The sequence below is a fragment of the Eoetvoesiella sp. genome, from assembly GCF_035555955.1.
GTDB lineage: Bacteria > Pseudomonadota > Gammaproteobacteria > Burkholderiales > Burkholderiaceae_B > Eoetvoesia.
The window spans coordinates 110564-134423 of sequence record NZ_DATMGA010000066.1 but is presented as its reverse complement, the minus strand read 5'-3'; the positions used below and the strand labels follow the sequence as shown (position 1 = coordinate 134423).

The 23860-nt window shown below is 62.8% G+C and carries 23 protein-coding genes and 1 tRNA gene; 13 read left to right on the top strand and 11 right to left on the bottom strand.

Features of this window, described 5'->3' with window-relative positions:
• Positions 1-4: 4 nt before the first annotated feature.
• The 4 genes from glnA to rph all read right to left on the bottom strand — a co-directional run bounded on the left by glnA (position 5) and on the right by rph (position 4240).
• Positions 5-1417: a type I glutamate--ammonia ligase gene (gene glnA / locus VNT00_RS15580; RefSeq protein ID WP_325589105.1), complete on the bottom strand. Its 1413-nt coding sequence runs from the start codon at positions 1415-1417 to the stop codon at positions 5-7.
• A 191-nt stretch (positions 1418-1608) separates the two neighbouring features.
• The gene (gene hemW / locus VNT00_RS15575; RefSeq protein ID WP_325589103.1) at positions 1609-2835 is read right to left on the bottom strand and encodes a radical SAM family heme chaperone HemW; all 1227 of its coding nucleotides are present in this window, start codon (positions 2833-2835) and stop codon (positions 1609-1611) included.
• Positions 2836-3450, bottom strand: a complete 615-nt coding sequence (gene rdgB / locus VNT00_RS15570) for an RdgB/HAM1 family non-canonical purine NTP pyrophosphatase (protein ID WP_325589101.1) — start codon at positions 3448-3450, stop codon at positions 2836-2838.
• Positions 3451-3499: 49 nt separating this feature from the next.
• The gene (gene rph, locus VNT00_RS15565; RefSeq protein WP_325589099.1) at positions 3500-4240 is read right to left on the bottom strand and encodes a ribonuclease PH; all 741 of its coding nucleotides are present in this window, start codon (positions 4238-4240) and stop codon (positions 3500-3502) included.
• A 155-nt stretch (positions 4241-4395) separates the two neighbouring features.
• Here rph and VNT00_RS15560 point away from each other — a divergent pair, with 155 nt between their 5' ends.
• Entirely contained in the window at positions 4396-5337 is a 942-nt protein-coding gene (locus VNT00_RS15560) for a YicC/YloC family endoribonuclease (RefSeq protein WP_325589097.1), read from the top strand.
• Between the two features lie 31 nt (positions 5338-5368).
• Positions 5369-6091 carry a hypothetical protein gene (locus VNT00_RS15555; RefSeq protein WP_325589095.1) on the top strand — a complete coding sequence of 241 codons (723 nt, stop codon included), beginning with the start codon at positions 5369-5371 and terminating at the stop codon, positions 6089-6091.
• Here the strand turns inward: VNT00_RS15555 and VNT00_RS15550 are convergent.
• The 4 genes from VNT00_RS15550 to VNT00_RS15535 are packed head-to-tail and all read right to left on the bottom strand — an operon-like array spanning position 6088 to position 9262.
• The gene (locus VNT00_RS15550) at positions 6088-7014 is read right to left on the bottom strand and encodes a ZIP family metal transporter (protein ID WP_325589093.1); all 927 of its coding nucleotides are present in this window, start codon (positions 7012-7014) and stop codon (positions 6088-6090) included. The genes VNT00_RS15555 and VNT00_RS15550 overlap by 4 nt on opposite strands.
• A gap of 3 nt (positions 7015-7017) precedes the next feature.
• Entirely contained in the window at positions 7018-7776 is a 759-nt protein-coding gene (locus VNT00_RS15545; protein WP_325589091.1) for an SDR family oxidoreductase, read from the bottom strand.
• On the bottom strand, positions 7773-8321 hold the full coding sequence (locus tag VNT00_RS15540; protein ID WP_325589089.1) for a cupin domain-containing protein: 549 nt from the start codon (positions 8319-8321) through the stop codon (positions 7773-7775). Before VNT00_RS15540 ends, VNT00_RS15545 begins: the two co-directional genes overlap by 4 nt.
• A complete protein-coding gene (locus tag VNT00_RS15535; protein ID WP_325589087.1) occupies positions 8318-9262 on the bottom strand; it encodes a 5'-methylthioadenosine/S-adenosylhomocysteine nucleosidase in 945 nt (314 codons plus the stop codon). The genes VNT00_RS15540 and VNT00_RS15535 overlap by 4 nt, the downstream gene beginning before the upstream one ends.
• Positions 9263-9467: 205 nt before the next feature.
• Here VNT00_RS15535 and pbpG point away from each other — a divergent pair, with 205 nt between their 5' ends.
• Both pbpG and VNT00_RS15525 read left to right on the top strand, forming a co-directional pair.
• Complete coding sequence (gene pbpG, locus VNT00_RS15530) at positions 9468-10526, top strand: D-alanyl-D-alanine endopeptidase (RefSeq protein ID WP_325589085.1); 1059 nt, start codon at positions 9468-9470, stop codon at positions 10524-10526.
• A gap of 12 nt (positions 10527-10538) precedes the next feature.
• A complete protein-coding gene (locus VNT00_RS15525) occupies positions 10539-11336 on the top strand; it encodes an NRDE family protein (protein WP_325589083.1) in 798 nt (265 codons plus the stop codon).
• Here VNT00_RS15525 and ypfH read toward each other — a convergent pair.
• Entirely contained in the window at positions 11333-12082 is a 750-nt protein-coding gene (gene ypfH / locus VNT00_RS15520; protein WP_325589081.1) for an esterase, read from the bottom strand. The genes VNT00_RS15525 and ypfH overlap by 4 nt on opposite strands.
• A gap of 165 nt (positions 12083-12247) precedes the next feature.
• Between ypfH and imuA the strand changes: the two genes are divergently transcribed.
• From imuA to VNT00_RS15495, 5 genes are all read left to right on the top strand, one after another.
• Positions 12248-12991, top strand: a complete 744-nt coding sequence (gene imuA / locus VNT00_RS15515; protein WP_325589079.1) for a translesion DNA synthesis-associated protein ImuA — start codon at positions 12248-12250, stop codon at positions 12989-12991.
• Positions 12921-14417, top strand: coding sequence for a Y-family DNA polymerase (locus tag VNT00_RS15510; protein ID WP_325589076.1), 1497 nt, complete (start codon positions 12921-12923; stop codon positions 14415-14417). The genes imuA and VNT00_RS15510 overlap by 71 nt, the downstream gene beginning before the upstream one ends.
• A gap of 30 nt (positions 14418-14447) precedes the next feature.
• Positions 14448-17669 (top strand): error-prone DNA polymerase, encoded by a 3222-nt coding sequence (locus tag VNT00_RS15505; RefSeq protein WP_325589074.1) that lies wholly within the window; start codon positions 14448-14450, stop codon positions 17667-17669.
• A gap of 157 nt (positions 17670-17826) precedes the next feature.
• Positions 17827-18285 carry a GatB/YqeY domain-containing protein gene (locus VNT00_RS15500; protein ID WP_414650941.1) on the top strand — a complete coding sequence of 153 codons (459 nt, stop codon included), beginning with the start codon at positions 17827-17829 and terminating at the stop codon, positions 18283-18285.
• A 22-nt stretch (positions 18286-18307) separates the two neighbouring features.
• Positions 18308-18745: a PaaI family thioesterase gene (locus VNT00_RS15495; protein WP_325589072.1), complete on the top strand. Its 438-nt coding sequence runs from the start codon at positions 18308-18310 to the stop codon at positions 18743-18745.
• A 48-nt stretch (positions 18746-18793) separates the two neighbouring features.
• Here the strand turns inward: VNT00_RS15495 and VNT00_RS15490 are convergent, their stop codons facing one another.
• Both VNT00_RS15490 and VNT00_RS15485 read right to left on the bottom strand, forming a co-directional pair.
• Positions 18794-19177, bottom strand: a complete 384-nt coding sequence (locus VNT00_RS15490) for a BPTD_2524 family lipoprotein (RefSeq protein ID WP_325589070.1) — start codon at positions 19175-19177, stop codon at positions 18794-18796.
• A gap of 66 nt (positions 19178-19243) precedes the next feature.
• Positions 19244-20320 carry an alkene reductase gene (locus tag VNT00_RS15485; protein ID WP_325589068.1) on the bottom strand — a complete coding sequence of 359 codons (1077 nt, stop codon included), beginning with the start codon at positions 20318-20320 and terminating at the stop codon, positions 19244-19246.
• Between the two features lie 206 nt (positions 20321-20526).
• On the opposite strand from VNT00_RS15485, the gene VNT00_RS15480 reads away from it, so the two are divergent.
• From VNT00_RS15480 to VNT00_RS15465, 4 genes are all read left to right on the top strand, one after another.
• A complete protein-coding gene (locus VNT00_RS15480) occupies positions 20527-21180 on the top strand; it encodes a potassium channel family protein (protein ID WP_325589066.1) in 654 nt (217 codons plus the stop codon).
• A gap of 4 nt (positions 21181-21184) precedes the next feature.
• Positions 21185-22552, top strand: coding sequence for a TrkH family potassium uptake protein (locus VNT00_RS15475; protein WP_325589064.1), 1368 nt, complete (start codon positions 21185-21187; stop codon positions 22550-22552).
• 285 nt (positions 22553-22837) lie between these two features.
• Positions 22838-22914: transfer RNA gene (locus VNT00_RS15470), tRNA-Pro, on the top strand.
• 245 nt (positions 22915-23159) lie between these two features.
• On the top strand, positions 23160-23840 hold the full coding sequence (locus tag VNT00_RS15465) for a PadR family transcriptional regulator (protein ID WP_325589062.1): 681 nt from the start codon (positions 23160-23162) through the stop codon (positions 23838-23840).
• The last annotated feature ends 20 nt before the right edge of the window (positions 23841-23860 follow it).

Here is a 23860-nt window from a genome sequence, read left to right as displayed (position 1 = left end):
AAGGTTAAAGGCTGTAGTACATATCGAACTCGACCGGATGGGTGGTCATGCGCAGGCGCGTGATCTCGGCCATCTTGAGTTCGATATAGGCATCCAGCATGTCATTGCTGAACACACCGCCGCGCGTCAGGAATTCGCGATCCGAATCCAGGGCGGCCACCGCTTCTTCGAGCGAGGCGCACACGGTCGGGATCTTGGCGTCTTCTTCAGGCGGAAGGTCATACAGATTCTTGTCGGCGGGATCGCCGGGGTGGATCTTGTTCTGCACGCCATCCAGGCCGGCCATCATCAAGGCCGAGAAAGCCAGATAAGGGTTGGCCAGGGGGTCGGGGAAGCGCGCTTCGATGCGGCGGCCCTTGGGGCTGCCGACGTAGGGAATGCGGATCGACGCCGAGCGGTTGCGGGCCGAGTATGCCAGCTTGACCGGTGCTTCGTAGTGGGGCACGAGGCGCTTGTACGAGTTGGTGCCCGGGTTGGTGATGGCATTCAGGGCGCGGGCATGCTTGATGATGCCGCCGATGTAGTACAGCGCGAACTCGGACAGACCGGCGTAGCCGTTGCCCGCGAACAGGTTTTGCCCGTCTTTCCAGATGGACTGGTGGACATGCATGCCCGAGCCGTTGTCGCCGACGACGGGCTTGGGCATGAAGGTTGCCGTCTTGCCGTAGACGTGGGCTACGTTATGAATGGTGTATTTCAAGATCTGGTTCCAGTCGGCGCGCTTGACCAGGGTGCTGAACTGAGTGCCGATTTCCAGCTGGCCCGGGCCCGCGACTTCATGGTGGTGCACTTCGACCGGCACGCCTTGCTGCTCGAGCAGCAGGCACATTTCGGAACGCATGTCCTGGAAGGAATCGACCGGAGGCACGGGCACATAGCCGCCCTTGACGCTGGGCCGATGACCCAGGTTGCCGCCATCCAGTTCGAGGCCGCGCGACCACGACGCTTCTTCGGATTTGATCTTGACGAAGCAGCCCGAGGCGTCGTCGTTCCAGGTAATGCCGTCGAAGACGAAAAACTCGGGCTCCGGGCCGAAGTAGGCGGTGTCGCCCAATCCGCTGGACTTCAGGTAGGCCTCGGCGCGTTTCGCCAGGGAGCGAGGGTCGCGGTCGTAGCCCTTGAGGTCGGAAGGCTCGACGACGTCGCAGGTGAGGATCAGCGTGGTTTCTTCGCGGAACGGGTCCAGGCGGGCGGAGGCGGTATCGGGAATCAGCACCATGTCCGATGCCTCGATGCCCTTCCAGCCGGAAATCGACGAACCGTCGAACGCCTGCCCGGATTCGAGCTTGTCTTCGTCCACCGTATGGCCCGGCACCGTCATGTGGTGTTCGCGGCCCAGGGTATCGGTAAAGCGGAAGTCGACGAATGCGACTTCGCGGTCTGCAATTAGCTTAACAACTTCTTCGGGGGTGGACATAAAAACTCCTGGATCAAGGAAATATCGAACATTGGCATTGCTGCTTGAATGACACTAAAGCAATAACCGTGCCAGTTTCAAGACCGGAATATCGGCACGGCATGGCGATGCGAAGGCAAATGGACTGCTCGAAATCGGTGCAACGCCCCATTATGGGGCAAAATGCGGTGCAATAGCAGTGCAAAAAGAACTCAGGGCAAAAACTCCGCCAGCAAATCGTTCAAAAACCGCCATCCCAGCGGGCTGGCCTGCAAGCGTGCGGGGTCGGCAAGCAACAGCCCCTTGTCCACGGCGGCATCGATGCAAGGCATGATGGCCGCCAGCGATAGCCCGGTGCGTTCGGTAAAGCTGCTGGACGGCACGCCCTGCCGCAGGCGCAGCGCGTTGAGCATGAACTCGAAAGGCAGCTCTTCCGGCAGCACCTGCCTGTCTTCCGCCAGATGGCTGCCATTCATGAGCGGCGCTTTTTCCATCCAGCTTTTGGGGTTCTTCAGCCTGGCCTGGCGGATGATTCTGTCGTGGAACGACAGCTTGCCGTGCGCCCCGGGGCCAATGCCCAGGTAATCGCCGAACTCCCAGTAATTGAGATTGTGCCGGCAGCGCCCGCTCTTTCGGGCATAGGCGGAAACCTCGTAGCGCTCCCAGCCGCCCTGCTCCGCCAGTTCGGCAACCTGGTCCTGCATGGCTGCGCTCGTATCGTCATCCGGCACGGCGGGCGGAAACTTGGCGAATACGGTGTTGGGCTCCAGGGTCAGGTGGTAAAGCGACAGATGCTCGGTCTGGAAGGACATGGCCTGGCGCAGGTCGGCGGCGCATTCCTCCATGGTCTGGCCGGGCAAGGCGAACATGATGTCCAGGTTGACGCGTTCGACGCAGTTCTGCGCGGTTTCGATGGCGGCACAGGCCTGCCTGGCGTCGTGGATGCGGCCCAGGGCTCGCAGCGCGGCATCGTCGAAGCTTTGTATGCCCAGCGAAAAGCGGTTGATGCCGCTGCGCGCGTACTCGCGGAAACGCGCGGCCTCCACGGTTCCGGGGTTGGCCTCCATGGTGATTTCCGCTTGCGGCCAAAGATTCAGGTAGGCGCGGAACATGGCCAGCATCTGGTCGACGGCGGCGGCGGACAGCAGGCTGGGGGTGCCCCCGCCAATGAAGATGGAGACGACCTGTCGTCCCCAGATCGACGGCAGGGCCTGCTCCAGGTCGGCGCGCAGGGCCTCCAGATACTGCTCTTCGGGAATCTCGCCGCCGGCTTCGTGCGAGTTGAAATCGCAATAAGGGCATTTGCGCACGCACCAGGGCACGTGCACGTACAGCGACAAAGGCGGCAAGCTGGTCAGCACGGACAGCCCCGCGCCGGCCGCGTCGCTTCTGCGTTGGATTTTTTCTTCCGGAACGATGGAAAAAACGGGACGGACCATTCAGGCGCCGCTTTGCTCGCGCAAGGCTTGCAGCAGCTTTTTCAGGGCCTGGGCCCGATGGCTGATGCTGTTCTTGACGGAGGGCTCCAGTTCGGCGACGGTTTGCCCCAGCTCGGGCAGATGGAAATGGGGGTCGTAGCCAAAGCCGTGCCCGCCACGCGGCATATCGACGATTTCGCCCTGCCATATGCCCTCGGCGATGATGGGCCGTGGGTCATCGACGCTGCGCACATAAACCAGCACGGCAATATAGCTGGCCTGCCTGTTCGCCACTCCCGCCAGCCGGCTTACCAGCAGACGGTTATTGGCGGAGTCGGATTTTTGCCCGCCCTCGTTCATAGCCGCGTAACGCGCCGAATACACGCCGGGCGCGCCGCCCAGGGCATCGACGCACAAACCCGAATCGTCCGCCAGGGCGGGCAGCCCGGTGGCGGCGCTGGCGTGGCGTGCCTTGGTCAGCGCATTTTCCACGAAAGTCGCGTAAGGCTCTTCCGCCTCGGAAACCCCCAACTCCCCTTGCGGCACCATATTCATTCCCACCGAAGACAAAATGGCGGAAAACTCTTTTAGCTTGCCCGGGTTGTTCGAGGCCAGGACGACTTTGCTGGTATTCATGGGACTGGGACGGAAAATAAAGGAATGGGCAACGGCGCCGGCTTCCAGTTTAACCGACGTCCCGCAAGGCCCGGTTCTGCGCCTGGATCAACTGGCTGATTCCGGCATGGGCCAGATCCAGCAAAGTGTTCAAGGAGACGCGGTCGAAGGTATCGCCCTCGGCCGTGCCCTGCACTTCGACGAAACCGCCCGATCCGGTCATGACGATATTCATGTCCGAATCGCAGTCCGAGTCTTCCGGGTAGTCAAGGTCCAGCACGGCCTGGCCGCCGACCATGCCGACCGAAACCGCCGCGACATTGTCCTTGATGGGATCGCCCGCAAGCTGGCCTTGCGCCGCCAGCTTGCGCATAGCCAGCGCCGCCGCCACCCAGGCGCCGGTGATGCTTGCGCAGCGCGTCCCGCCATCGGCCTGCAGGACGTCGCAGTCCAGATGCAGGGTGCGTTCGCCCAGGGCGCGCAGGTCGAATACCGCCCTGAGGCTGCGCCCGATGAGACGCTGGATTTCCTGGGTGCGGCCGCTTTGCTTGCCGCGCGCCGCTTCGCGGTCGGAGCGGGTATGCGTAGATCGCGGCAGCATGCCGTATTCGGCCGTCACCCACCCCTGCCCTTTGCCCTTCAAAAACGGGGGAACCTTGTCCAGCACGCTGGCGTTGCACAGCACATGCGTATCGCCGGCCTTGATGAGCACCGAGCCTTCGGCGTGGCGGGTATAGCCGGTTTCGATGGAAAGCGGCCGCAGTTGGGCGGCGGCGCGCCCCGATGGGCGCTGAGTGCTGGATGTCGACAAGAACTGCTCCTTGATTTGATGGACCGTGAAGCCGCCGGGGCGGCACGGGATTGGCCGGGCGCGCGCCCCATCGGACAAAGCGCCTGGGGCACGCGGGTGTGAATATGGGCAATAATAGAGAAATTGTAGACACCTTGCGCAGGACACCCTCTTCCATGATTCGTAGCATGACCGCATTCGGCGCTGCCCGCGCCGAATCTCCAGAAGGAACGCTGACCCTCGAATTCCGCAGCGTCAACAGCCGGTTCCTGGACGTCAACTTCCGTCTTCCCGACGACCTGCGCATGCTGGAAGGCATGATCCGCGAAAAGCTGGGACAGACCCTGGCCCGGGGCAAGGTCGACATCCGCGTCAACTACTCGCGGGCCAAGGCCGAAAGCGTCAAGACCCTGGATCCCGCTTATGTGACGGCCGTTGCCGAACAGCTCGCCAGCGCCCGCCGGCACATTCCCGATGTCGCGGCTCCCCAGCTCGGCGAACTGCTCAAGGGCTCGGGCGCCGACGACCAGGCCGTCACTCCCGAGACCTGGACCGCCATGTGCGCGCAGGCCATGGAACAGGCCCTGGCCGACTTCCAGGCCAACCGCGAACGCGAAGGCGAACGACTTGCGCAAATCATGCTCGGATGCGCGGACGGCATCGCCGGCATTGTCGACGAGGTGGAACTCGTCCTGCCCCAGCTGCTTTCCGAGCACCAGCAAAAGCTGGCCGCCAAGCTGCACGACGCCCTGCAGGCCGCCTGCCCGGGCGGCTTCGCCCAGATCAGCGGCGCCGAACTGTCGGCGCGCATCGCCCAGGAAACATCGCTGTTTTCCCTGCGCATCGACGTGGCCGAAGAACTCGCCCGCCTGCGCTCGCACCTGGGCGAGCTGCGCCTGTTGCTGACCACCGGCGGCGCAGCCGCCAAGGGCAAGGACCAAACAGCCAAAGGCAAACCAGGCAGCCTGGGCAAGCGGCTGGATTTCCTGTTTCAGGAAATGAACCGCGAAGCCAATACACTGGGATCAAAAGCCGGCAGCCTCAGCGTCACGCAAGCCGCCATCGACCTCAAGCTGCTCATCGAACAATTGCGCGAACAAACCCAGAACATCGAATGACCGCCAGCGGGCGCAAACACCTCGAGGCGGCATGAAAGGCATCATCGCAACCGGCATTGTCGTGGCCCTGGGAGCGGGCTTGGGCGGATGCGCGGCCAACGGCCCGCCGGCGGCGAAAACCCCTCACAACGAGGAGATGTCGTTCGACCAGTTCGCCCAGACCGATTTCAACCGCACGGTCACCATCGCCATGCGGGACAACCTGGAAAGCCTGAACCGGCTGCTCGAGAAACTCTACCGCCGCAATCCCGCCGAATGGCGCAAAGCCGGTTTCCCCGATCTGGAAACCGCCATCAAGACGGGGCGCAGCGCCATCCTCAGCGGACAGGCGCCCCGCCAGCTTCGCGGCTTGGGCGACATCCAGATTCTTTCGGTTTCCCTGGATCCCGCCTACCAGGGCGATCGGGTCGCCGCCTTCGTTTTCGGGCTGGCCGACATGATCATCCAGGCTCATAACGGCAAGACGCGCTTCTATGTATCCGACCAGTTGAGCGCCCAGCACATCTACAATGCCGCCCGGAACGTGGAGATCGCCGACTGGCTGCTGAGCACGCGGCGCAACGCGGCAGGACAGCCCCTGCTGCTGTCCAATGAAATCAGCGGCGGCCAGGCCAACCTCAGCTTCGAACGCGAATTCGGGCAGATAATAGGCCGGCTGGACCTGGTGGCCAATCTACTTGACGAGAACCTGCGCCGGGTCGGCATCAATTACGTGCAGGGCCTGCTGTTCTTCAATTTCCTGCCGGTGCGCTAGAGCGCCGTATCCAGGAACATCATGGTGGCGAAGCCCGCCATCAGCCCTATGGTCGCCGCCGTTTGATGCCCGTTGCGATGCGTTTCGGGAATGACCTCGTGCGACACCACGAAAATCATGGCGCCCGCCGCCAGGCCCAGGCTGATGGGGTACGCCCCCGGGAATCCGCTGGACATGCCCACGCCGACCAGCGCTCCCAACGGCTCCATGAGGCCCGAAGCCACCGCGACCAGAATCGCCGGCCGCATGGACAGGCCCGCCGCGCGCAATGCCATGGCGACGGCGAGGCCTTCGGGAATGTCCTGGATGGCAATGGCAGTGGTGAGTGGCAGGCCGACGCTCATGTCGCCATGCGAAAAGCTGACGCCGATCGCCATGCCCTCGGGAAAATTATGCAGAATGATGGCCAGCACGAACAGCCATATCCTGCCGATGCGTTCATTGTTCGGCCCGCAAGCTCCCGCGTTCTCGTGTGCGTGAGGAGTAAAGTAGTCGAGCCCCAGCATCAGCAGCACGCCCAGGGCCAGGCCGATGACAACGCTCAAGGCCCCCAGCGACGCATTGCCGAACAGCTTTGTTCCCGCCTCCAGGCCCGGCAGGATCAAGGAAAAGGAACTGGCCGAGAGCATCATGCCTGCCGCGTAACCCAGCATGATGTCCTGCGTGCGATCGGTAATGCCGCGCAGCACCAGGATGCTGACGGCCCCGAGCGCCGTCGCGCCGAATGCCGCCAGCCCCCCGCGCCAGGCGTACCCGATGAAAATATGGCCGTCGCCCGCAAACGCCTGATACAGGCTGATGATGACGAACCAGATGACGATCAATGCGGAGGCCCCGAGGCCCAGGGTCACGGGGGGATTGCTTTTGGCATAGCGCAGCCAGGCGTCCCAAATGGGGGGAATGGGTTTGTGCAGTGTGTCCATGATTCAGCCGCGCCCCACGAAAGGCATCTTGGTGGCCATTACGGTATGGAACAGTACATTGGCTTCTAGCGGCAGGTTGGCCATGTACAAGACGGACTGCCCCACGATGTCCACGTCCATGAGGGGTTCGGGCACGATCTCGCCGTTGGCCTGCCTGACCCCTTTTGCCATGCGCGAGGCCATGTCGGTTCCCGCGTTGCCGATATCGATCTGGCCCACCGCGATGTCGTGCTCCCGTCCGTCCAGCGATGCCGCCTTGGTCAGGCCACTGACTGCATGCTTGGTCGCCGTGTAGGCAATGGAGCCCGGCCGGGGCGAGTAAGCGGAGATCGACCCGTTGTTGATGATGCGTCCGCCTCGGGGCCATTGGTTCTTCATGACGCGGAAAGCCTGGCGGATGCAAAGAAACATGCCGGTCAGATTGACGTCCACCACGTTTTGCCATTGGTCGAGCTCCAGGTCTTCCACCGGGGTCGCCGGCGCGCTGACTCCCGCGTTATTGAACAGGACGTCCAGCCTGCCGAACTTGCGCACGCAGACCTCGAACAAATGCTCGACCGAATCGGGATCGCGGACATCGGCCGGCGCAGCCAGGGCGTGCTGACCGAAGCCGGACTCCTCGATGACGCCGGCAAGGGGCTCGGGCCTGCGGCCGGCCAGCACCACACGATAGCCATCCCTCAGCAAGGCCAGCGCCGCCGCCCGTCCGATGCCGGTTCCCGCTCCGGTTACCAAGGCTACCCTGGATTCACCTGTATTCATTCATTTCCTCCCGTCTGTTTCAACAAACGCCGCACCAATGCCGGGTGATGCTCGGCCCAGGGCCGCAGGTCCTCGGCGCGGGCAAGCTCGAACTCGCTGAACTCGAAGCCCGGCGCCACCGTGCACCCGACAAAGGAAAAACCGCCCGGCCGCGCCGGCTCGGCGGCAAACCAGCGCCCCTTGGGGACGACTGCCTGAAAAACGCCGTCGGCAAGCTGCAGGGCATTGCCCAGCCGATGCGTGACGACCCGCCCCTCGTCCTCCAGGACATGCACCAGCAAGGGATCTCCGGCATGGAAATGCCAGATCTCGTCGGAGGCGATGCGATGCCAGGCCGAATACGCCCCGCCGTCGAGCAGATAGTAAATGGCCGTCGATGCGCTACGCACTGCCTCGGGATCCAGGCGCCGGACATCGTGTCCGGAGCGATAGGTTTCTCGATAGTAGCCGCCCTCGGGATGCGGCTGCAGGCCGAACCGCCGCACCAACTCGGTCACCATCTGGCGGCCGGCTGGCTGCCCGGCTGGGGTCGCGGAGCTGGTCATGGCTGCCCCTTCGCCTGCCAGGCCTGCAAGAAAGCCAGCAGGACTTTGGCCGAATTGTCGGCGGCGATGTTCATGAATGTGTGCATTTCATTGGCCTCCTTGCCCCCGCCGGCCAGATCGCTCAGCGAGCGGAAAGCGATGAAGGGCACGCCGTTGCTGTACGCGACCATGGCGCATGCCGCGCTTTCCATGTCCAGCACATTGGCGTGGAAAGCCTTGAAGACATAGCGGCGGAACTTGGCGTTGTCGACGAAGGCCGCTCCCGAAACACCGTTGCCGCCCACCACCAGTTGCGGCTGGCGCTCCAGGCAGTGATCGGCCGCGGAGCAGGCGGTAAGCTCGACTCCGCTCAGGGACTTGGCCACGGCGAACATGGCGGGATCGACGTCGAACCAGAATTTCTTGTGTATTTGCGGCTGGCTGGCCGATTTCACCTTGACCGGCCGGGTGTACATCATGCCGAAGTGCGGCAAATCGGCATTTTCGCCATCGCCTTTGCTGCCGTACACGCCGGGAGCGGTCTCGCGGGCCATCAACAATTCAAGGTATTGCCCCCATCGCTCGGCCACCGTGACGTCGCCGATATGCAGATCGGGATTCACCCCGCCGGCAATGCCGCTGAAAAGGATGTGGGTGATCTTGAACCTGTCGAGGGCCAGCTGCGTGTTCATCGACGCGTTGACCATGCTTATGCCGCTCAGGAACAGCACCACAGGCTTGCCCTGCAGCACTCCCGTCGTGAACTTGACGCCATTGGCGAAGTATTCATGCGGCTGTTCCAGCTTGCCGAGCAGCAGATCGAGCTCTGGTCCGAAAGCCGAGATCACGGCCACGCGCGGGGTCGAGTCGAACGGTTCAGCCAGGGCGGGACGCAGCAGGCAAAGCAGGGAAAACAGGACGGCGGCGGATGCATGGACGGTAAAGCGCGCAAATCGGATCATGAATGGAAAATTCCGCGAAGTTGTTGATGTTGAGACGCTGACGAGGCACTAAAATACCGCTGCATTCAGGCGAGCACAACGTTTTTTGCGCCGGGCCTTAAAAATCCCTTTAAAAAGATAATGTAACTCACTAATATATTGGTGTTATTTTAATTTTCTGATATGATTTGCCTGACCCAAAAACATTCCCTCACACCTGCGGCCTATGCAAGCTATTCAAAATAAAGCCCCTTTTTGGGTATTCGCATATCTGATCATCCTTGCCTTTGGCCTGTGCTCGGTCGCCAATGCCCGCACGTCCACGCCGCAATCAACGCACTCCGCCAAAAAAGCCTCGACGGCCAAGCATAAAAAAGCCGCCGCCAGGAAAGGCGTTCAAAAAAGCAAGATCGTCACGCGCCGCAGCCTGCGGTCCAGCGGCAAGCCAAGCAAAATCCAGGTCGGGCTGCGCGAACGCCAACTCGACGACATTATCATGCACCGCCCTAAATCCGGGCTCGACAATTCTTCTGCCCAGTTGCGCTCCGAGGCCGCATTCGTTCTCGACCTGAAAACCTCCACCATCCTGTACGACAAAAACAGCGACGAAGTCCGCCCCATCGCTTCCATCTCCAAACTCATGACCGCCCTGATCGTCACCGAATCGGGACTGTCCATGAGCGACCCCATTACCATCAGCGAAGACGATGTCGATCATCTGCGCCACTCGCGCTCCAGGCTGGCGGTCGGCACACGCCTGAGCCGCGCCGAAATGCTGCATCTGGCCCTGATGTCGTCCGAGAACCGGGCCGCCCACGCGCTGGCACGCTACTACCCGGGCGGAATGCCCGCTTTCGTGCGCGCCATGAACGACAAGGCCCGCTCGCTGGGCATGCGCCACACTCACTTCATCGAACCCACCGGGCTTTCCTCCGAAAACGTGTCCACGGCGCGCGATCTGGTCAAGCTGCTGCGCGCCGCCAGCAAGCAGGCGCTGATCCACCGCTACACCACCGACGACACCGAGCAGATCACCCTCAACAACGGCCGCCAGCTTACCTACAACAATAGCAATCAGCTGGTCAAGAATCCCGGCTGGGACATCAAGATTTCGAAAACCGGCTTCATCAACGAGGCCGGGGAATGCCTGGTCATGGTAACCCGCATCGACGGCCGCGACGTCGCCATGGTGCTGCTCAACTCCACCGGCCGCTACTCGCGCATCGGCGACGCGGTGCGCATGCGAGCCTATGTCGAGCGCGGCACGACGCTTGCCATGCTTTGACGCCGGGCCTTCATGTGCATTGCCTACCTGGCCATCCAGGCCCATCCCGACTGGCCGCTTTTCATTGCCGCCAACCGCGATGAGTTCCATGCCAGGGCGGCCAGGTTCGCCGCTCCGTGGCTGCGGCGTCCCGACATCATTGCCGGCATCGACGAGGTGGCGCACGGAACCTGGCTGGGAATCACCCGCCAGGGGCGTTATGCCTTCCTGACCAATTACCGGGATCTTTCCGCCTTCAGGGCCCAGGCCCCTTCGCGGGGCGAATTGAGCAGCCGCTATCTGGAAGGCCAGGAAAGCCCCCGAGACTACGTCCATCACGCGGCCGCATCGGCCCAAGCCTATAACGGCTTCAATCTTATCGTCGGCGACCTGTCGTCGGCGTTCTACCTGGGCAACTGCCCGCCACCCGGCCAGACGCGCGAACTGGGAAGCGGCCGCTATGTCATCTCCAACCATTTGCTGGACACGCCCTGGCCCAAGGCCGAACGGCTGCGCCAAGCCTTGGGCATCTACCCATCGGAAGCCTTGCAGCATTCGCTGGACCCGGTTTTCGACATCCTGAAGGACGGCACCCAGGCGTCCGACGCCGACCTGCCCGCCACCGGCCTTTCGCTGGAGCGCGAGCGCCTGTTGAGCAGCCCTTTCATCATCAGTCCCGACTACGGCACCCGTTGTTCGACGATCATCGCCGTTCATCGCAGCGGGCGCGCCATTCTCAGCGAAACCAGCTACGCGCCGGACGGGCGTCCCACCCAGCGGCACGACTGGCCTTTCGTCATCGAACCGCCGGCGGGCGCTTCCGGCACTTAATGCAGCGTGGGGCCGGGTTTGTCGCTTCCGGGCAGGAAGTCGAAATCGGGCTCCTCGTCGCCAGCCTCTTTTTTCAGATTGCTGAGGGCCTCCTGCCAGCTGCGCAGCGGCACGCAGGTCTGCAGCCGGGTGATGGCCTGGCGAACCAGCGCATCGTGCAGTTCGTGGCCGACCCGGGAGGCGATGTCCAGCGTGGCATCGCCCTGCAGATCGGCAATATGGCTGTGGATGTCGCGGATGTCGGCCACCGGCACGAGCGGATCGTCGGCCCCGTGCAGCAAATGCAGCGTGGTGGCCGCCGGCGCCAGGCCGGGCAGCCTTGCGTAGCTGCCCGAAAACGCCAGCACCCTGCCCGCCAGATTGGGCTGAAGCAGGCTGGCCTCGAGTGCAATCGTGGCCCCCTGGTCAAAGCCGGCCAACGCCGTGTGCTCGCCCGTCAGGCCGTATTTGGCCTGGATTTTTTGAATGTAGGCAACAAGCGGCGGCAGCGCGCCTTGCACCCGCTGGACATAATTGCCTTCGTTCAGGCCTTCTTGCTCGAACCAGTCGTAAAGCCCGTCTTTGCCGGCAACCGTGCCATAGGGCAGAACAACCAAGGCCTGCGGGAAAGCGAGCTTGACGGCCTGGGTAAGGGTTTCAAGCTGTTCGGGACTGGCGGCTCCTCCGTGCAGCAGGATGAACAACTGCCTGGGCTGTCCGGACGATGGAGCGAAAACAATGGGGCCGGGAGTGGTGGATGCAGTCATGGCGGCATGGATATTGACAATATATTCACACTATACCAGCCGCCTATGGCGTTCCGGCCGGCGCTTGGGCAAAAGCCGGCGCACCGGATTTCCGGCCCTGGCCTTGCCATCTCAGATACTGTATATTAATACAGTATCCATATCCGGCGCAGCCTTTCGCAAGGCATGCCCGCACACCGCCTGAACATCGCCGCCTCCATGGTTTTACAGCATCCCGAACATATTCATCCGGCCCTCTGGCGCGGGTCGCAACTGGCGCAGTCCTCCTGCCGCACCGTGCCTACAGGATTCCCGCAGCTCGACCGCGAACTGCCCGGCCAGGGCTGGCCTCTGGGCGCTCTTGTCGAAATCGCTCCAAGCCAGGCAGGCATAGGCGAAATCTACTTCCTTGGACCCGCTTTTTCCCGGCTGGAGCCGCAACGCCGGATCGCCCTGGTCCGTCCGCCCTACACGCCGCTTGCCCAGTGCTGGAGCAATTGGGGGCTGGACACCCGGCGATTGCTCTGGGTGCGGTGCCCCCAGGCCTCCGACTCCCTCTGGGCATGCGAACAGATCCTCAAGCACAACGCTTGCGCCGCCCTGCTCTGCTGGGCCGCAAACGTACATCCGGCGGGCTTGCGCCGCCTGCACATGGCCGCCCGGCAAAGTGACACCTTGTTCGTGCTGTTGCGGCCCGCAATGGCCTTGCGGCAGCACAGCCCCTCGCCCTTGCGCCTGGGCCTGCGTCCCTTCGAGCAAGGGCTGGAAATATCCATCGCCAAGCGCCAGGGCCCATGCCGCGCCCAATCTGTTTTCATTGCGTTGCGCCCCGCCGCAGCAACCCCACGGAGTACGTTCCATGCCCCTCTGGATCGGCATCCATCTGCTCACACACAGCCTCGACACGCTTTTCCCGCTGTGGCCCACTGATACTCCCGTGGCGGTGGTGCTGCAGCAAGGCCGCGTTCATGCCGCCACACCCATGGCGCAGGCGCTGGGGCTGCGCCCGGGCATGCGCCGCAGCACCGTCCAGGCGCTGGCGCCCGGCGCCGTCCTGCAAGTCCGTAATGTCGCGCTCGAAGAACAACGCCTGCAGCAAATAGCCCTGGAGCTTCTGCAATACACGCCCAATCTCGCCCTGGGCCCCGATCATGCACGGCATACGCTGTTGCTGGAAGTCGCCGACAGCCTGCAGTTGTTCAAGGGGCCGCGCAATCTGTGCCGCCTTGTCCGCGCCTTGCTGCGCCGGCATCAAGCGCCGCACCATCTGGGCATGGCTCCCACGGCCCAGGGCGCGCGCATCCTGGCCTGCCAAAATCAAAGCGCGCGGCGGCGCAGCCTGCAAACCGAAACCCTGCGCCGCCGGCTCGACCCGCTGCCGGCCGGAATGCTGCCTGCCGACCAGACCCATCTCGACTGGCTCGAAAACCTGGGTTGCCATACTTTGGAACACGTACGCAACCTGCCTCGCGAGGGCGTACGGCTACGCTGCAGCCCGGACATCATTCGCGAACTGGACGCCGCCTACGGATTCACCGTCGAACCCTGCTCCTGGTTCAAGGCCCCCGAGATTTTTTCACAGCGCTACGATCCCCAGGAATACCTCGAGCATGTGCATGCGGTCCAGGCTGTTGCCACGAAACTGATCGAACAGCTCTGCGCCTGGCTCGATGCCAGGCAATGCGCCGCCGACACCCTGGTCTTTCTGCTGCATCACGAAAAGGGCCGTCACGCCCGCCCGCCCAGCCGTCTGCTTTTGCTGCTGTCCCGGGCGGGCTGGCGTTCCGGCGATTTTCTGCATGTGTTGGCCGAGCAACTGCAGCAGTTCGTGCTGCCCGCCCATGTCGTCGCCGTGGAGCTTTCCATTCCCGCCATCCAGCCGCGCCCCGCGCCCCTGGCCGGCCTGTTCCCCGAGCCGGCCCAATGGCAGGAAGACGAAGCGCGCCTGCTCGACGTGCTGCGGGCAAGGCTCGGGGCCGCTCAAGTGCTCGAGCCCCGGCCCGAGGCCGACCACCGCCCCGAGCTCGCCAATGCCTGGAAAGCCGCGGCGCCGGGCTTGCAGCGACCTGGCCCGGGGCAAAGCCCTTGCGGGCCGCCGGGGCCGCAAGCCCGGCCCTTTTGGCTGCTGCCCCAACCCTATCCCCTGGAAACCCTGCGCAACAGGCCTGTCTACAAGGGTATGATCCTGCGGCTCGTAAAGGGGCCCGAACGCATCGAAAGCGGATGGTGGGAAGACGGCGGCGGCGATCGCCGCGACTACTTCATTGCCGAAGACGCCCAGTCGGCGCGCTACTGGGTATATCGCCAGCGCGAATCCCTCGAAGCAGGCTGGTTCCTGCACGGCCTGTTCGGCTAGGCCTTTCGCCAGGCCTTGCATTTCCTGCTCATGAACTCATCCGTCCCAAGCTCTGTTCTGGCCGGCTATGCCGAGCTCGATTGCGTGTCGAACTTCTCGTTCCTGGCGGGCGCATCGCATCCCGGCGAACTGGTGCAGCGGGCGGCCGAGCTGGGCTACAGCGCCCTGGCCCTGGCCGACGATTGCTCTTTGGCCGGCATCGTGCGCGCGCACGTCGCCACGAAAAAACTGCACGACGCAGGGTTTCCCGACTTCAAGCTCATCGCCGGCAGCCGCTTCTTCCTGGATTGCCAGGCCGAGGCCCCCATGCAGATCATTGCGTTGGCCCGCAATGCCGAAGGATACGGAAACCTGGCCGAGTTCATTACCATGGCCCGCGTCCGATCCAATCGGAAAAGCCGGTATTCGCTTGGCATCCGGGACATCCTGCAGCCCGATCCCGGATACCGGCATCTGGGCGGCCTGCCCGACTGCCTGGTCATCTACATCCCCGGGTATGGCCTTGGCCCGGAAGAGATGCTGCGCCAGATGGACTTGCTGGCGCCCGTGTTTCCAGGCCGGCTTTGGGTGGGCTGCGCCCAGCACTATCGCCACGATGATGCCTTGCATGCGGCAACGTTGGCCCATGCGGCGCAGGCACGGGGGCTGCCGGCGGCGGCGGTGGGCCAGGTGCAAATGCATACGCGTTCGCGCCAGCCGCTGCATGACGTCCTGACTGCCATCCGGCGCCATGAAACCGTGCAGCAATGCGGCTACGCACTCAACGGCAATGCCGAGCACCATCTGCGCAGCCGGACCCGGCTCATGCAGATCCACCCCGCGCACATGCTTCAGGAAACACTGCGCATCAGCCAGCTATGCCGCTTCAACCTGGACGAAATCGCGTATCAATATCCCACCGAGATCGTGCCCGTCGGCCTGACCGCCACGGCCTATTTGCGCCAGGAAACCCTGGAAGGGGCACGAAGGCGCTATCCGCGGGGCGTTCCCTCTCAGGTAAAGGCCCAGCTCGAATCCGAACTTGGCATCATCGCGGGCCTGGGCTACGAGCCGTACTTCCTCACTGTCTACGACATCGTGCGATTCGCCTGGCGGCAAGGAATTCTGTGCCAGGGCCGGGGCTCGGCGGCGAATTCCGCCGTGTGCTATTGCCTGGGCATTACCGAAGTCAACCCCGAGAACGGCAATTCGCTATTCGCGCGCTTCATCAGCACTGAAAGAAACGAACCGCCCGACATCGACGTCGATTTCGAACATCAACGGCGCGAAGAAGTCATCCAGTACATCTATCGCAAATACGGCCGGCAGCGCGCCGCCTTGACCGCCGTCGTCGTCACCTACCGCATACGCAGCGCGCTGCGCGACACCGGCAAGGCGCTGGGGCTGGATCCCGAACTCATCGCTCGTGTCACCGACGCCTTCCACCAATGGGACAGGCGGCAGCCCTTCCTGGAAAAAATGGCCGCACAGGGCCTGGACCCCGATAGCCGCATCGCCCAGGCCTGGGCCGCGCTGGCTCAAACCCTTATGGGTTTCCCCCGCCACCTGTCCCAGCACCCGGGCGGATTCGTCATCGCACGCGGCACGCTGTCCCGCCTGGTTCCCATTGAAAACGCCGCCATGCCCGAACGCAGCGTGGTGCAATGGGACAAGGATGACCTGGACGCCATGGGCCTGATGAAGGTAGATGTGCTGGCCCTGGGCATGCTTTCGGCCTTGCACCGCATGCTGGACATGGCCGGCATGCGCCGAATGCGTCCCTTCGTCTTGCAGGACATCCCCGAAAACGACGAGGCCACGTTCGAGATGATCCGCCGGGCCGACACCATGGGCGTATTCCAGATTGAATCGCGCGCGCAAATGAGCATGCTGCCGCGTTTGCGGCCGCAATCCTTTTACGACCTCGTCATCCAGATCGCCATCGTCAGGCCCGGCCCCATCCACGGCGACATGGTGCATCCCTACCTGCGCCGCCGCCAGAGGCCGGAGCTAATAGACTACCCGTCGGCAGAGATCAAGCAGGTTCTGGAAAGAACCCTGGGAATTCCCATCTTTCAGGAACAGGTCATGCAGATCGCCATCATCGCCGCGGGATTCAGCCCCGGCGAAGCCGACGAGCTGCGCCGCTCCATGGCGGCCTGGAAGCGCAAGGGCACCGTCGACACCTTGCGCCCCAAGCTCATCGCCGGCATGCGAGCCGGCAACTACCCCGACGACTTCATCCAGGCCATCTACCGGCAACTGGAAGGTTTTGGCGAATACGGCTTTCCGGAAAGCCACTCGGCCAGCTTTGCCCAACTGGCGTATTTCAGCGCCTGGTTCAAGCGCCACGAGCCGCAGGCCTTCCTGGCCGCCCTGCTCAATTCCCAGCCCATGGGGTTTTACGCTGCCAGTCAATTGGTGCAGGACGCGCGCCGCCACGGCGTCATTGTCCTGCCCGCCGACATTACAGTCAGCGGCTGGGAGACATCCCTCGAACCCCTGCCTGAAACACCGGCCGAAGCCGCTGTTCAGCGGGACGGCTCCTGCGCGAATCCCGCTCATCCGGCTGTGCGCCTGGGCCTGCAGCTTATAGGCGGCCTGTCGCAGGAAGCCGCCTTGCGCATCGAAGCCGCCCGCCATGCCCGGCCATTCGCCAGCCCGCACGACCTGGCCTTGCGGGCTTCGCTGAGCCGGCACGATATGGACGCGCTGGCCAGCGCCAATGCCTTGCAGGCGCTAAGCGGCCACCGCCGCCAGGCTCTTTGGCAGGCCGCCAACATGCCGCTCAAGGGGCTGCTGCGCGAGGCCGCCATCTCCGATGTCGTCCAGCCCAGGCTGCAGGCGCCTTCGGAGCAAGGACAAATCAGGGCGGACTATCAGGCCATGGGACTGACGCTGCGGCGCCATCCGCTGGCATTGCTGCGGGCAGAACTGCAAGTGCGCCGCTTCGTCTGCGCCAGCATTCTGCACAGTGACTACCCTCACCAGCGACTGGCCAGGGCCTGCGGCATCGTGACCACGCGCCAGCGGCCGCAAACGGCAAAAGGCGTCGTGTTCGTCAGTCTCGAAGACGAAACCGGCCTGGTCAATGTCATCGTCCGCCCCGAGCTTGCCGAACGCCAGCGCCGGGAGCTGCGGCAAAGCCAGCTTCTGGGTGTGTACGGAGTCTGGCAGCGCCAGAACAACGTCTGCCACCTGGTGGCAAGCCGCCTGGTCGACTTGACACCCATGCTGGAGGGCCTGCCAACCCGCAGCCGGAATTTCCATTGAACCGCCCGGCGCCACGCCGCACGCCGGTTTCCTGGCCTCTTTCCCTTGCTTTCTTCTTTCTGCACCCGCCCCGGGCCGGCGGAGCGGGTGCGCTAAAATAACGCGATCCTTCCCGCGCGGCAGCTTGCCGCGCCATCCATTTATTCAGGAATCCATCATGAGCAACTCGCTCAAGCCCCGGCTTGCCGATGCAGTCAAAACCGCCATGCGGGCCAAGGATAGCGCCCGGCTGGGCACCCTGCGCTTTCTCCAGGCCGCCATCAAGCAAAAAGAGGTCGACGAGCGCCGCGATCTGGACGACGCCGAGATCGTCGCCATTGTTGAAAAGCAGGTCAAGCAACGCCGTGAATCGATTGCCGCCTTCGAACAAGCCGGCCGGACCGAAACCGCCCAGCAAGAGCAGAACGAATTGCTGGTTCTGCAGGAGTTCCTGCCTCAGCAAGCCGACGCCCAGGAAATCGACGCCGCCATCCAGGCAGCCATTGCCGAGGTCACGGCGCAGGGCGTAACCGGGGCGCCGGCCATGGGCAAGGTCATGGGCCTGCTCAAGGCGGCCCTGGCCGGCCGCGCCGACATGGCGGCCGTATCGGCCCAGGTCAAAGCCCGGCTGGCCTAAGGCCTGTCAACAGGCCCTGCCAATGCCCGACAATACGCCACCGTCCTCCGCCCAAATCGCCAACGGATATTTCGGCATCGATATTCCATTCATGAGCTATATCGGGCTGATCCCCGAGCTGTTCTCGCCCGAGCTTACCCGCACCCGCCTGCCTTACCGCAAGGAAATCAGCAATAGCCGGGGCGAAATCCATGGCGGAACGCTCATGAGCGCGCTGGACTTCACGCTTAGCGCCGCGGCCAGGGCTCACGACCCATCGGCCGGCATGGCGACCATCGACATGACGACCCATTTCATCGCGCCCGCGAACGGAACCGTGGTCTTCGAAACGAAATGCCTGCGCCTGGGCCGCAGCCTGGCCTTTTGCGAGGGCCGCGCCCTGGACGAGCGGGGCGAACTGCTTGCCACGGCCGTCGCCACCTTCAAGATAGTCAGGCCCAGACAGCCAAAAGCCGATTGACGCCCCCGCCGCCTGCGGCGCGCAATCGGCTATTCGTACAAGCGATTATTATTTGTAGACGGTGCAGACCGAGCTGTCCATCAGGATAGATTCGCGCATGGCCGCCAAGGCCCTTGCATCCCAGAGCTCGTGCCCCCAGACGGTATGCGTGACCTGCGTATGCTGGGCATCGACGGCCTTGAGCGTCGTGCGGGCCACGACGGCCCCGCTCAGGGGTTCGCGAACCTCGACCGAACCGCTTTGCATGGCCGGATCGACCTTGCCCACCACGTCGTATTCGCTTTTCCCGCGCAGGCACTCCGTGGCCTGGTTCTGGGCCCGCAGGTATACGGTCTGATAATTGCGCGGCACGGTGTACGAAACACTGGGCGACTTGTCGCCGGGCTGGATGCCCAGCGCGCAGCCGGCCAGGATTACGGACAGGCCGCCCATTGCGGCCAGATTTCGCCAATTTACGCGTGGACTTCTCATTGGCCGGCCCCCTTGCCGAAGCATCGGTTACGTGGTTACCTCGGGCTGGCCCGCCGCCAGCGTCGGGTAATCGGTATATCCCTTGGCCCCGTCCCCGTAGAACGTGCTGGAATCGGGTTCGTTCAGAACCGCGCCGGTGCGCAGGCGCGTCACGAGGTCGGGGTTGGCGATGAACGCCCTGCCGAATGCCACCGCATCGGCGTGCCCCTGGCTTAATATACGCTCCGCGCCGGCCAAATCATAGCCTTCGTTGGCGATGAGAGGGCCGCCGAAGCGCTTTTTCAATTCCGCCATCTGGCTGTCTTCGCCAAGGGACTCGCGGGTGAAGATGAACGCGATCTTGCGCTGGCCCAGTTGCTCGGCCACGTAATTGAAAATAAGCGACGGATTCGAATCCGACATGGAATGGGTCCCGCCGCGCGGCGACAAATGCACGCCTACCCGGTGGGCGCACCATATGCCAATGCAGGCGTCCACGACCTCCAGCAAGAGGCGCGCCCGGTTCTCGACCGAACCGCCGTACTTGTCGGTGCGTTTGTTCGAGCCGTCATGCAGGAACTGGTCCAGCAGATACCCATTGGCGCCATGCACCTCGACACCGTCGAAGCCTGCCTCCTGGGCATTGCGCGCCGCCTGCGCGTAATCGGCCACAATGCCGGGGATTTCCTCGGTGTGCAGGGCCCGCGGCGTGACGAAGTTGCGCACAGGCCGGATCAGGCTGACGTGGCCGCCGCAGGGGATGGCGCTGGGCGCGACAGGAATGCCGCCGTTCAGGTATTCGGGGTCGGAAACGCGGCCCACATGCCACAGCTGCAGGAATATTTTGCCGCCTTTGGCGTGAACCGTATCGGTGATTTTCTTCCAGCCTTCGATCTGGGCCTTGCACCAGATTCCGGGCGTGTTGGGATAGCCTACGCCTTGCGGAGAGATGGATGTCGCTTCTGAAATAATGAGTCCGGCGTCGGCGCGCTGGCAATAGTACTTGCGCATCAACTCATTGGGGATGCGCCCCGGATACGCCCGGGTGCGTGTCAGCGGGGCCATGACAATGCGATTTTTCAGCTGCACCGCGCCCAACTTGACCGGTTCAAACAAGTTCACCATGTGAAAAAGCCACCTCTATATTAAGGTTTACCCTAGTATTTCTAAAATTAACACATCTGCGGCGAATATATGCACAATTCTAGGAATTATTTGCCGATCCGTCTGGATTACACGACGTGGCGGGGCTGGCGGTATGGTTTCATGCACGGCCTTCATGCTAAAAAACGTATATCAGAACAACAAACGACAGGGAACAAGGACGCCCAATGGGACAATTCGCCGTTATCGGTCTAGGGAGGTTCGGCTCGGCCGCTTCGCTCGAGCTCATGAAACTGGGACACTCCGTGCTTGGCGTCGATACCGACGGCAAGACCGTCGACAAATACGTCGACGAACTGACCCATGCGGTCATTGCCGACGTCACCGATAAGCATGCCCTGGAAGAGCTGGACCTCGGCAATTACGACGTCGTGCTGGTCGCCATTGGTTCGGACCTGCAGGCCAGCCTGCTGTGCGTGGTCCACCTGAAGGGCTTGGGGGTCAAGAACATCTGGGTCAAGGCCACCTCGCATTCTCAGCACCTCATACTGAGCAAACTGGGCGTTACCCGCATCGTCCATCCTGAAGAGGAAATGGGCATCCGGGTCGCGCAATTGCTCAGCTACCCCATGGTCAACGACTACATCTCCATGGGCAACGGCGAGTTCGTCGTCGAAATCGACGTGGGGGAACAACTGCACGAGGTCTCCGTCGGCAGTTTCCTGCAAAGCTCGGCAAGCACAGTGCACGTCCTGCTGGTCAAGCGCAAATCCGAGATCACGGTTCATCCCGGCCCGGAGTTCGTCCTGAACACCAAGGACATCGTGGTGCTGCTGGGCCAGCTTGCCGCATTGAAGGCGCTCGCGCCGAAGTTGGCCTAGCCGCATGCGCCACTGGGATCCCGGCCGCCCCTACCGGTCATACAAACGCTTTCGCAAGACGGGCCGCTTCAACGCCAGCCCTCCGCTGGTTCTGGCGGCGGGGTTTCTGGCGCTCATCGTGCTGGGCACCGTACTGCTGTCGCTTCCCGTGGCCACTTATCGCCCCATAGGCGTTTTCGATGCTCTCTTCACCGCCACCTCCGCCGTCACGGTCACCGGGCTGAGCCTGGTGGACATCGGCCCCACGTTCACACTGTTCGGCAAGGTCGTCCTTGCCCTGCTGGTGCAAATAGGAGGGCTGGGATTCGTCACGTTCGCCATCCTGGCCGCCCTGACTCTGGGCAAGAAGATCAGCCTGAAGCAGCAGGCCCTGGCGCTGGAAGCCTTCAATCAGACCAGCGTGTCCAAGATCCACAAGACGGCGTTTGCCGTGTTCAAGATCACGGCCTGCATCCAGATGATCGGCGTCGTGATTTTCCTGCTGTGCTGGTGGCCGGAATCCTCATTCACCACAGCCCTGTTCCGCGCGCTGTTCCATACCGTTATGGCGTTCAACAACGCGGGGTTCTCGCTGCAGGCCACGCAGATGTCGCTGTATATCAGCGACCCCGTCACCATATTGGCCACCACGCTGCTCATCATCCTGGGCGGCATCGGCTTCACCGTCCTGAACGACGTCCACAGCTCGTGGCGCTGGTCGAAATTCAGCCCCTACACCAAGCTGATAATCTGGGGCACCCTGGCCCTGAACCTGGCCGGCTTCGTCCTGATCTGGGCGCTAGAGTTCCGGAACGAAGGCACCCTGGCCACACTGCCGCCATCAGCGCAGGCCCTGGCCGCCTGGCTGCAAAGCGTCGCCGCGCGAACGGCGGGATTCAGCAGCATCAATGTCGATCTGCTCAGCGACAGCAGCAAACTGGTGCTGATCATGCTCATGTTCATCGGCGGCGGCTCGCTCAGCACCGCCAGCGGAATCAAGATCGGCACGTTCATCGTCCTGCTTGCCGCCGCGCGTTCCTATGTTTTCCAACGCCAGGAAGTCGTGCTGATGAATCGTTCGGTGTCTTCCGATACCGTGCAAAAGTCCCTGGCCCTGCTGTTGATAACCCTTGGCCTGACGCTGTTTTCCATCCTGTTGATGAGCATCTTCGAACAAGCGCCGTTCATCGACATCGTGTTCGAAGTGGTCACGGCCATCAGCACCACCGGCACGTCCACGGAACTGACCACGTCGCTTTCCACGCCAAGCCGCATACTGCTGGTGGTCCTCATGTTCGCCGGCCGGCTCGGCCCGCTGACCCTGATATACAGCCTGGCCACGCAAACGCGCAGCCGCATCCGCTATGCGGAAACCGAAATCCAGGTCGGCTAGGCCGTTCACGCTCATAGGCCCGCTGCCCGCCGCCGGCAAATGCCGCGCCCACGGCCGCCCGCATGCGACGCAACGCCTGCTCATGGACGAATCGCCTCGGGCAGGACGAGGCGATCCGAATTTTGCGTCCACGCCCCGCACCAGGATAAAAATTTATGCTAGAATCTCGTTCTTTACCGAACCACGGGTATCGTTAAACACCTGGCAAAACCAGGTGTTTTTTAAAGCGGCCGACAAAGCCCTACCCCAACCCTGAAGTTCGGCAAGCCAGGGGTACCTGGTTTTCGGGGCGTAGCGCAGCCTGGTAGCGCACTTGCATGGGGTGCAAGGGGTCGCGAGTTCGAATCCCGCCGTCCCGACCAATACAATCAAGGGCCTACAGCGTTTTGCTGTAGGCCCTTGTTCATTTCAGCTCGGCTCTTCCCCATCTGAAACTGTTCTTGCGCTTGACCAATCTGGTATCGTGGTGATGGCGTCCGATTCGATCGGACGCCGGATAGCAGCGCAAGCGAAAGTATAATGGCGCTTGACGCATGGTGCTGGCCTGCCGCGGATCGTCCGACTGCCGATCCGCGGCAGGCCGCACTCCACAAAGAGAAGGATTGCAATGCGGAGCAACTCGAGTAAGCGCACGGCCTCGCAGGTGTCGGAAGCGAGGAAGGCCAGGCAGAAGATTCCAATCATCGGCTACACACTAATGGGCAGGCTGGCCCAGGGCGACCAGACCGGCTACGAGCTTTCGTTGATGATGGGGCCGCCCCGCAATTTCATGTGGGAGGCCAAGCATAGCCAAATCTATACGGTTCTGGCGGCCTTGGCTAGCGCAGGCTATGTCACGTTCTCCCAGGTGATCCAGGACTCCAGGCCCAACAAGAAGGTTTACACGCTGACCGACCAGGGTAAGGCGGCGCTGCGCGACTGGGTCTTGCATTCCCCCACGCCCGAACCCCATCGGCACGAGTTCGCCATGAAGGTGGCGTCCTTGTGGACGCTGTCTCCCGCCGAAGCACTGGAAGTCGTGCGCGCCCAGATCGCCATGACCTATACTGAAATCGGCATGATCGACGACCATTACGAAGAAGCCCAGCGCCGAAACCAGGTCAGCTTTCCTCCTCCGGTGACCGACCGCTACTTCGGGCTGTACGCCACCGTCAAATATGCGCGGGACATCAAAATGTGCGCCATAGAATGGTACGAATGGATAGCCGAGCAGCTCGTCGCCGAATTGAACGGGCAAGAGGGCAAGACGGCCAAGCCTGCGCGCCCTGCCAAGAGCAGCCGATCCTAGCCGTCGGAATTGAGGAAGAT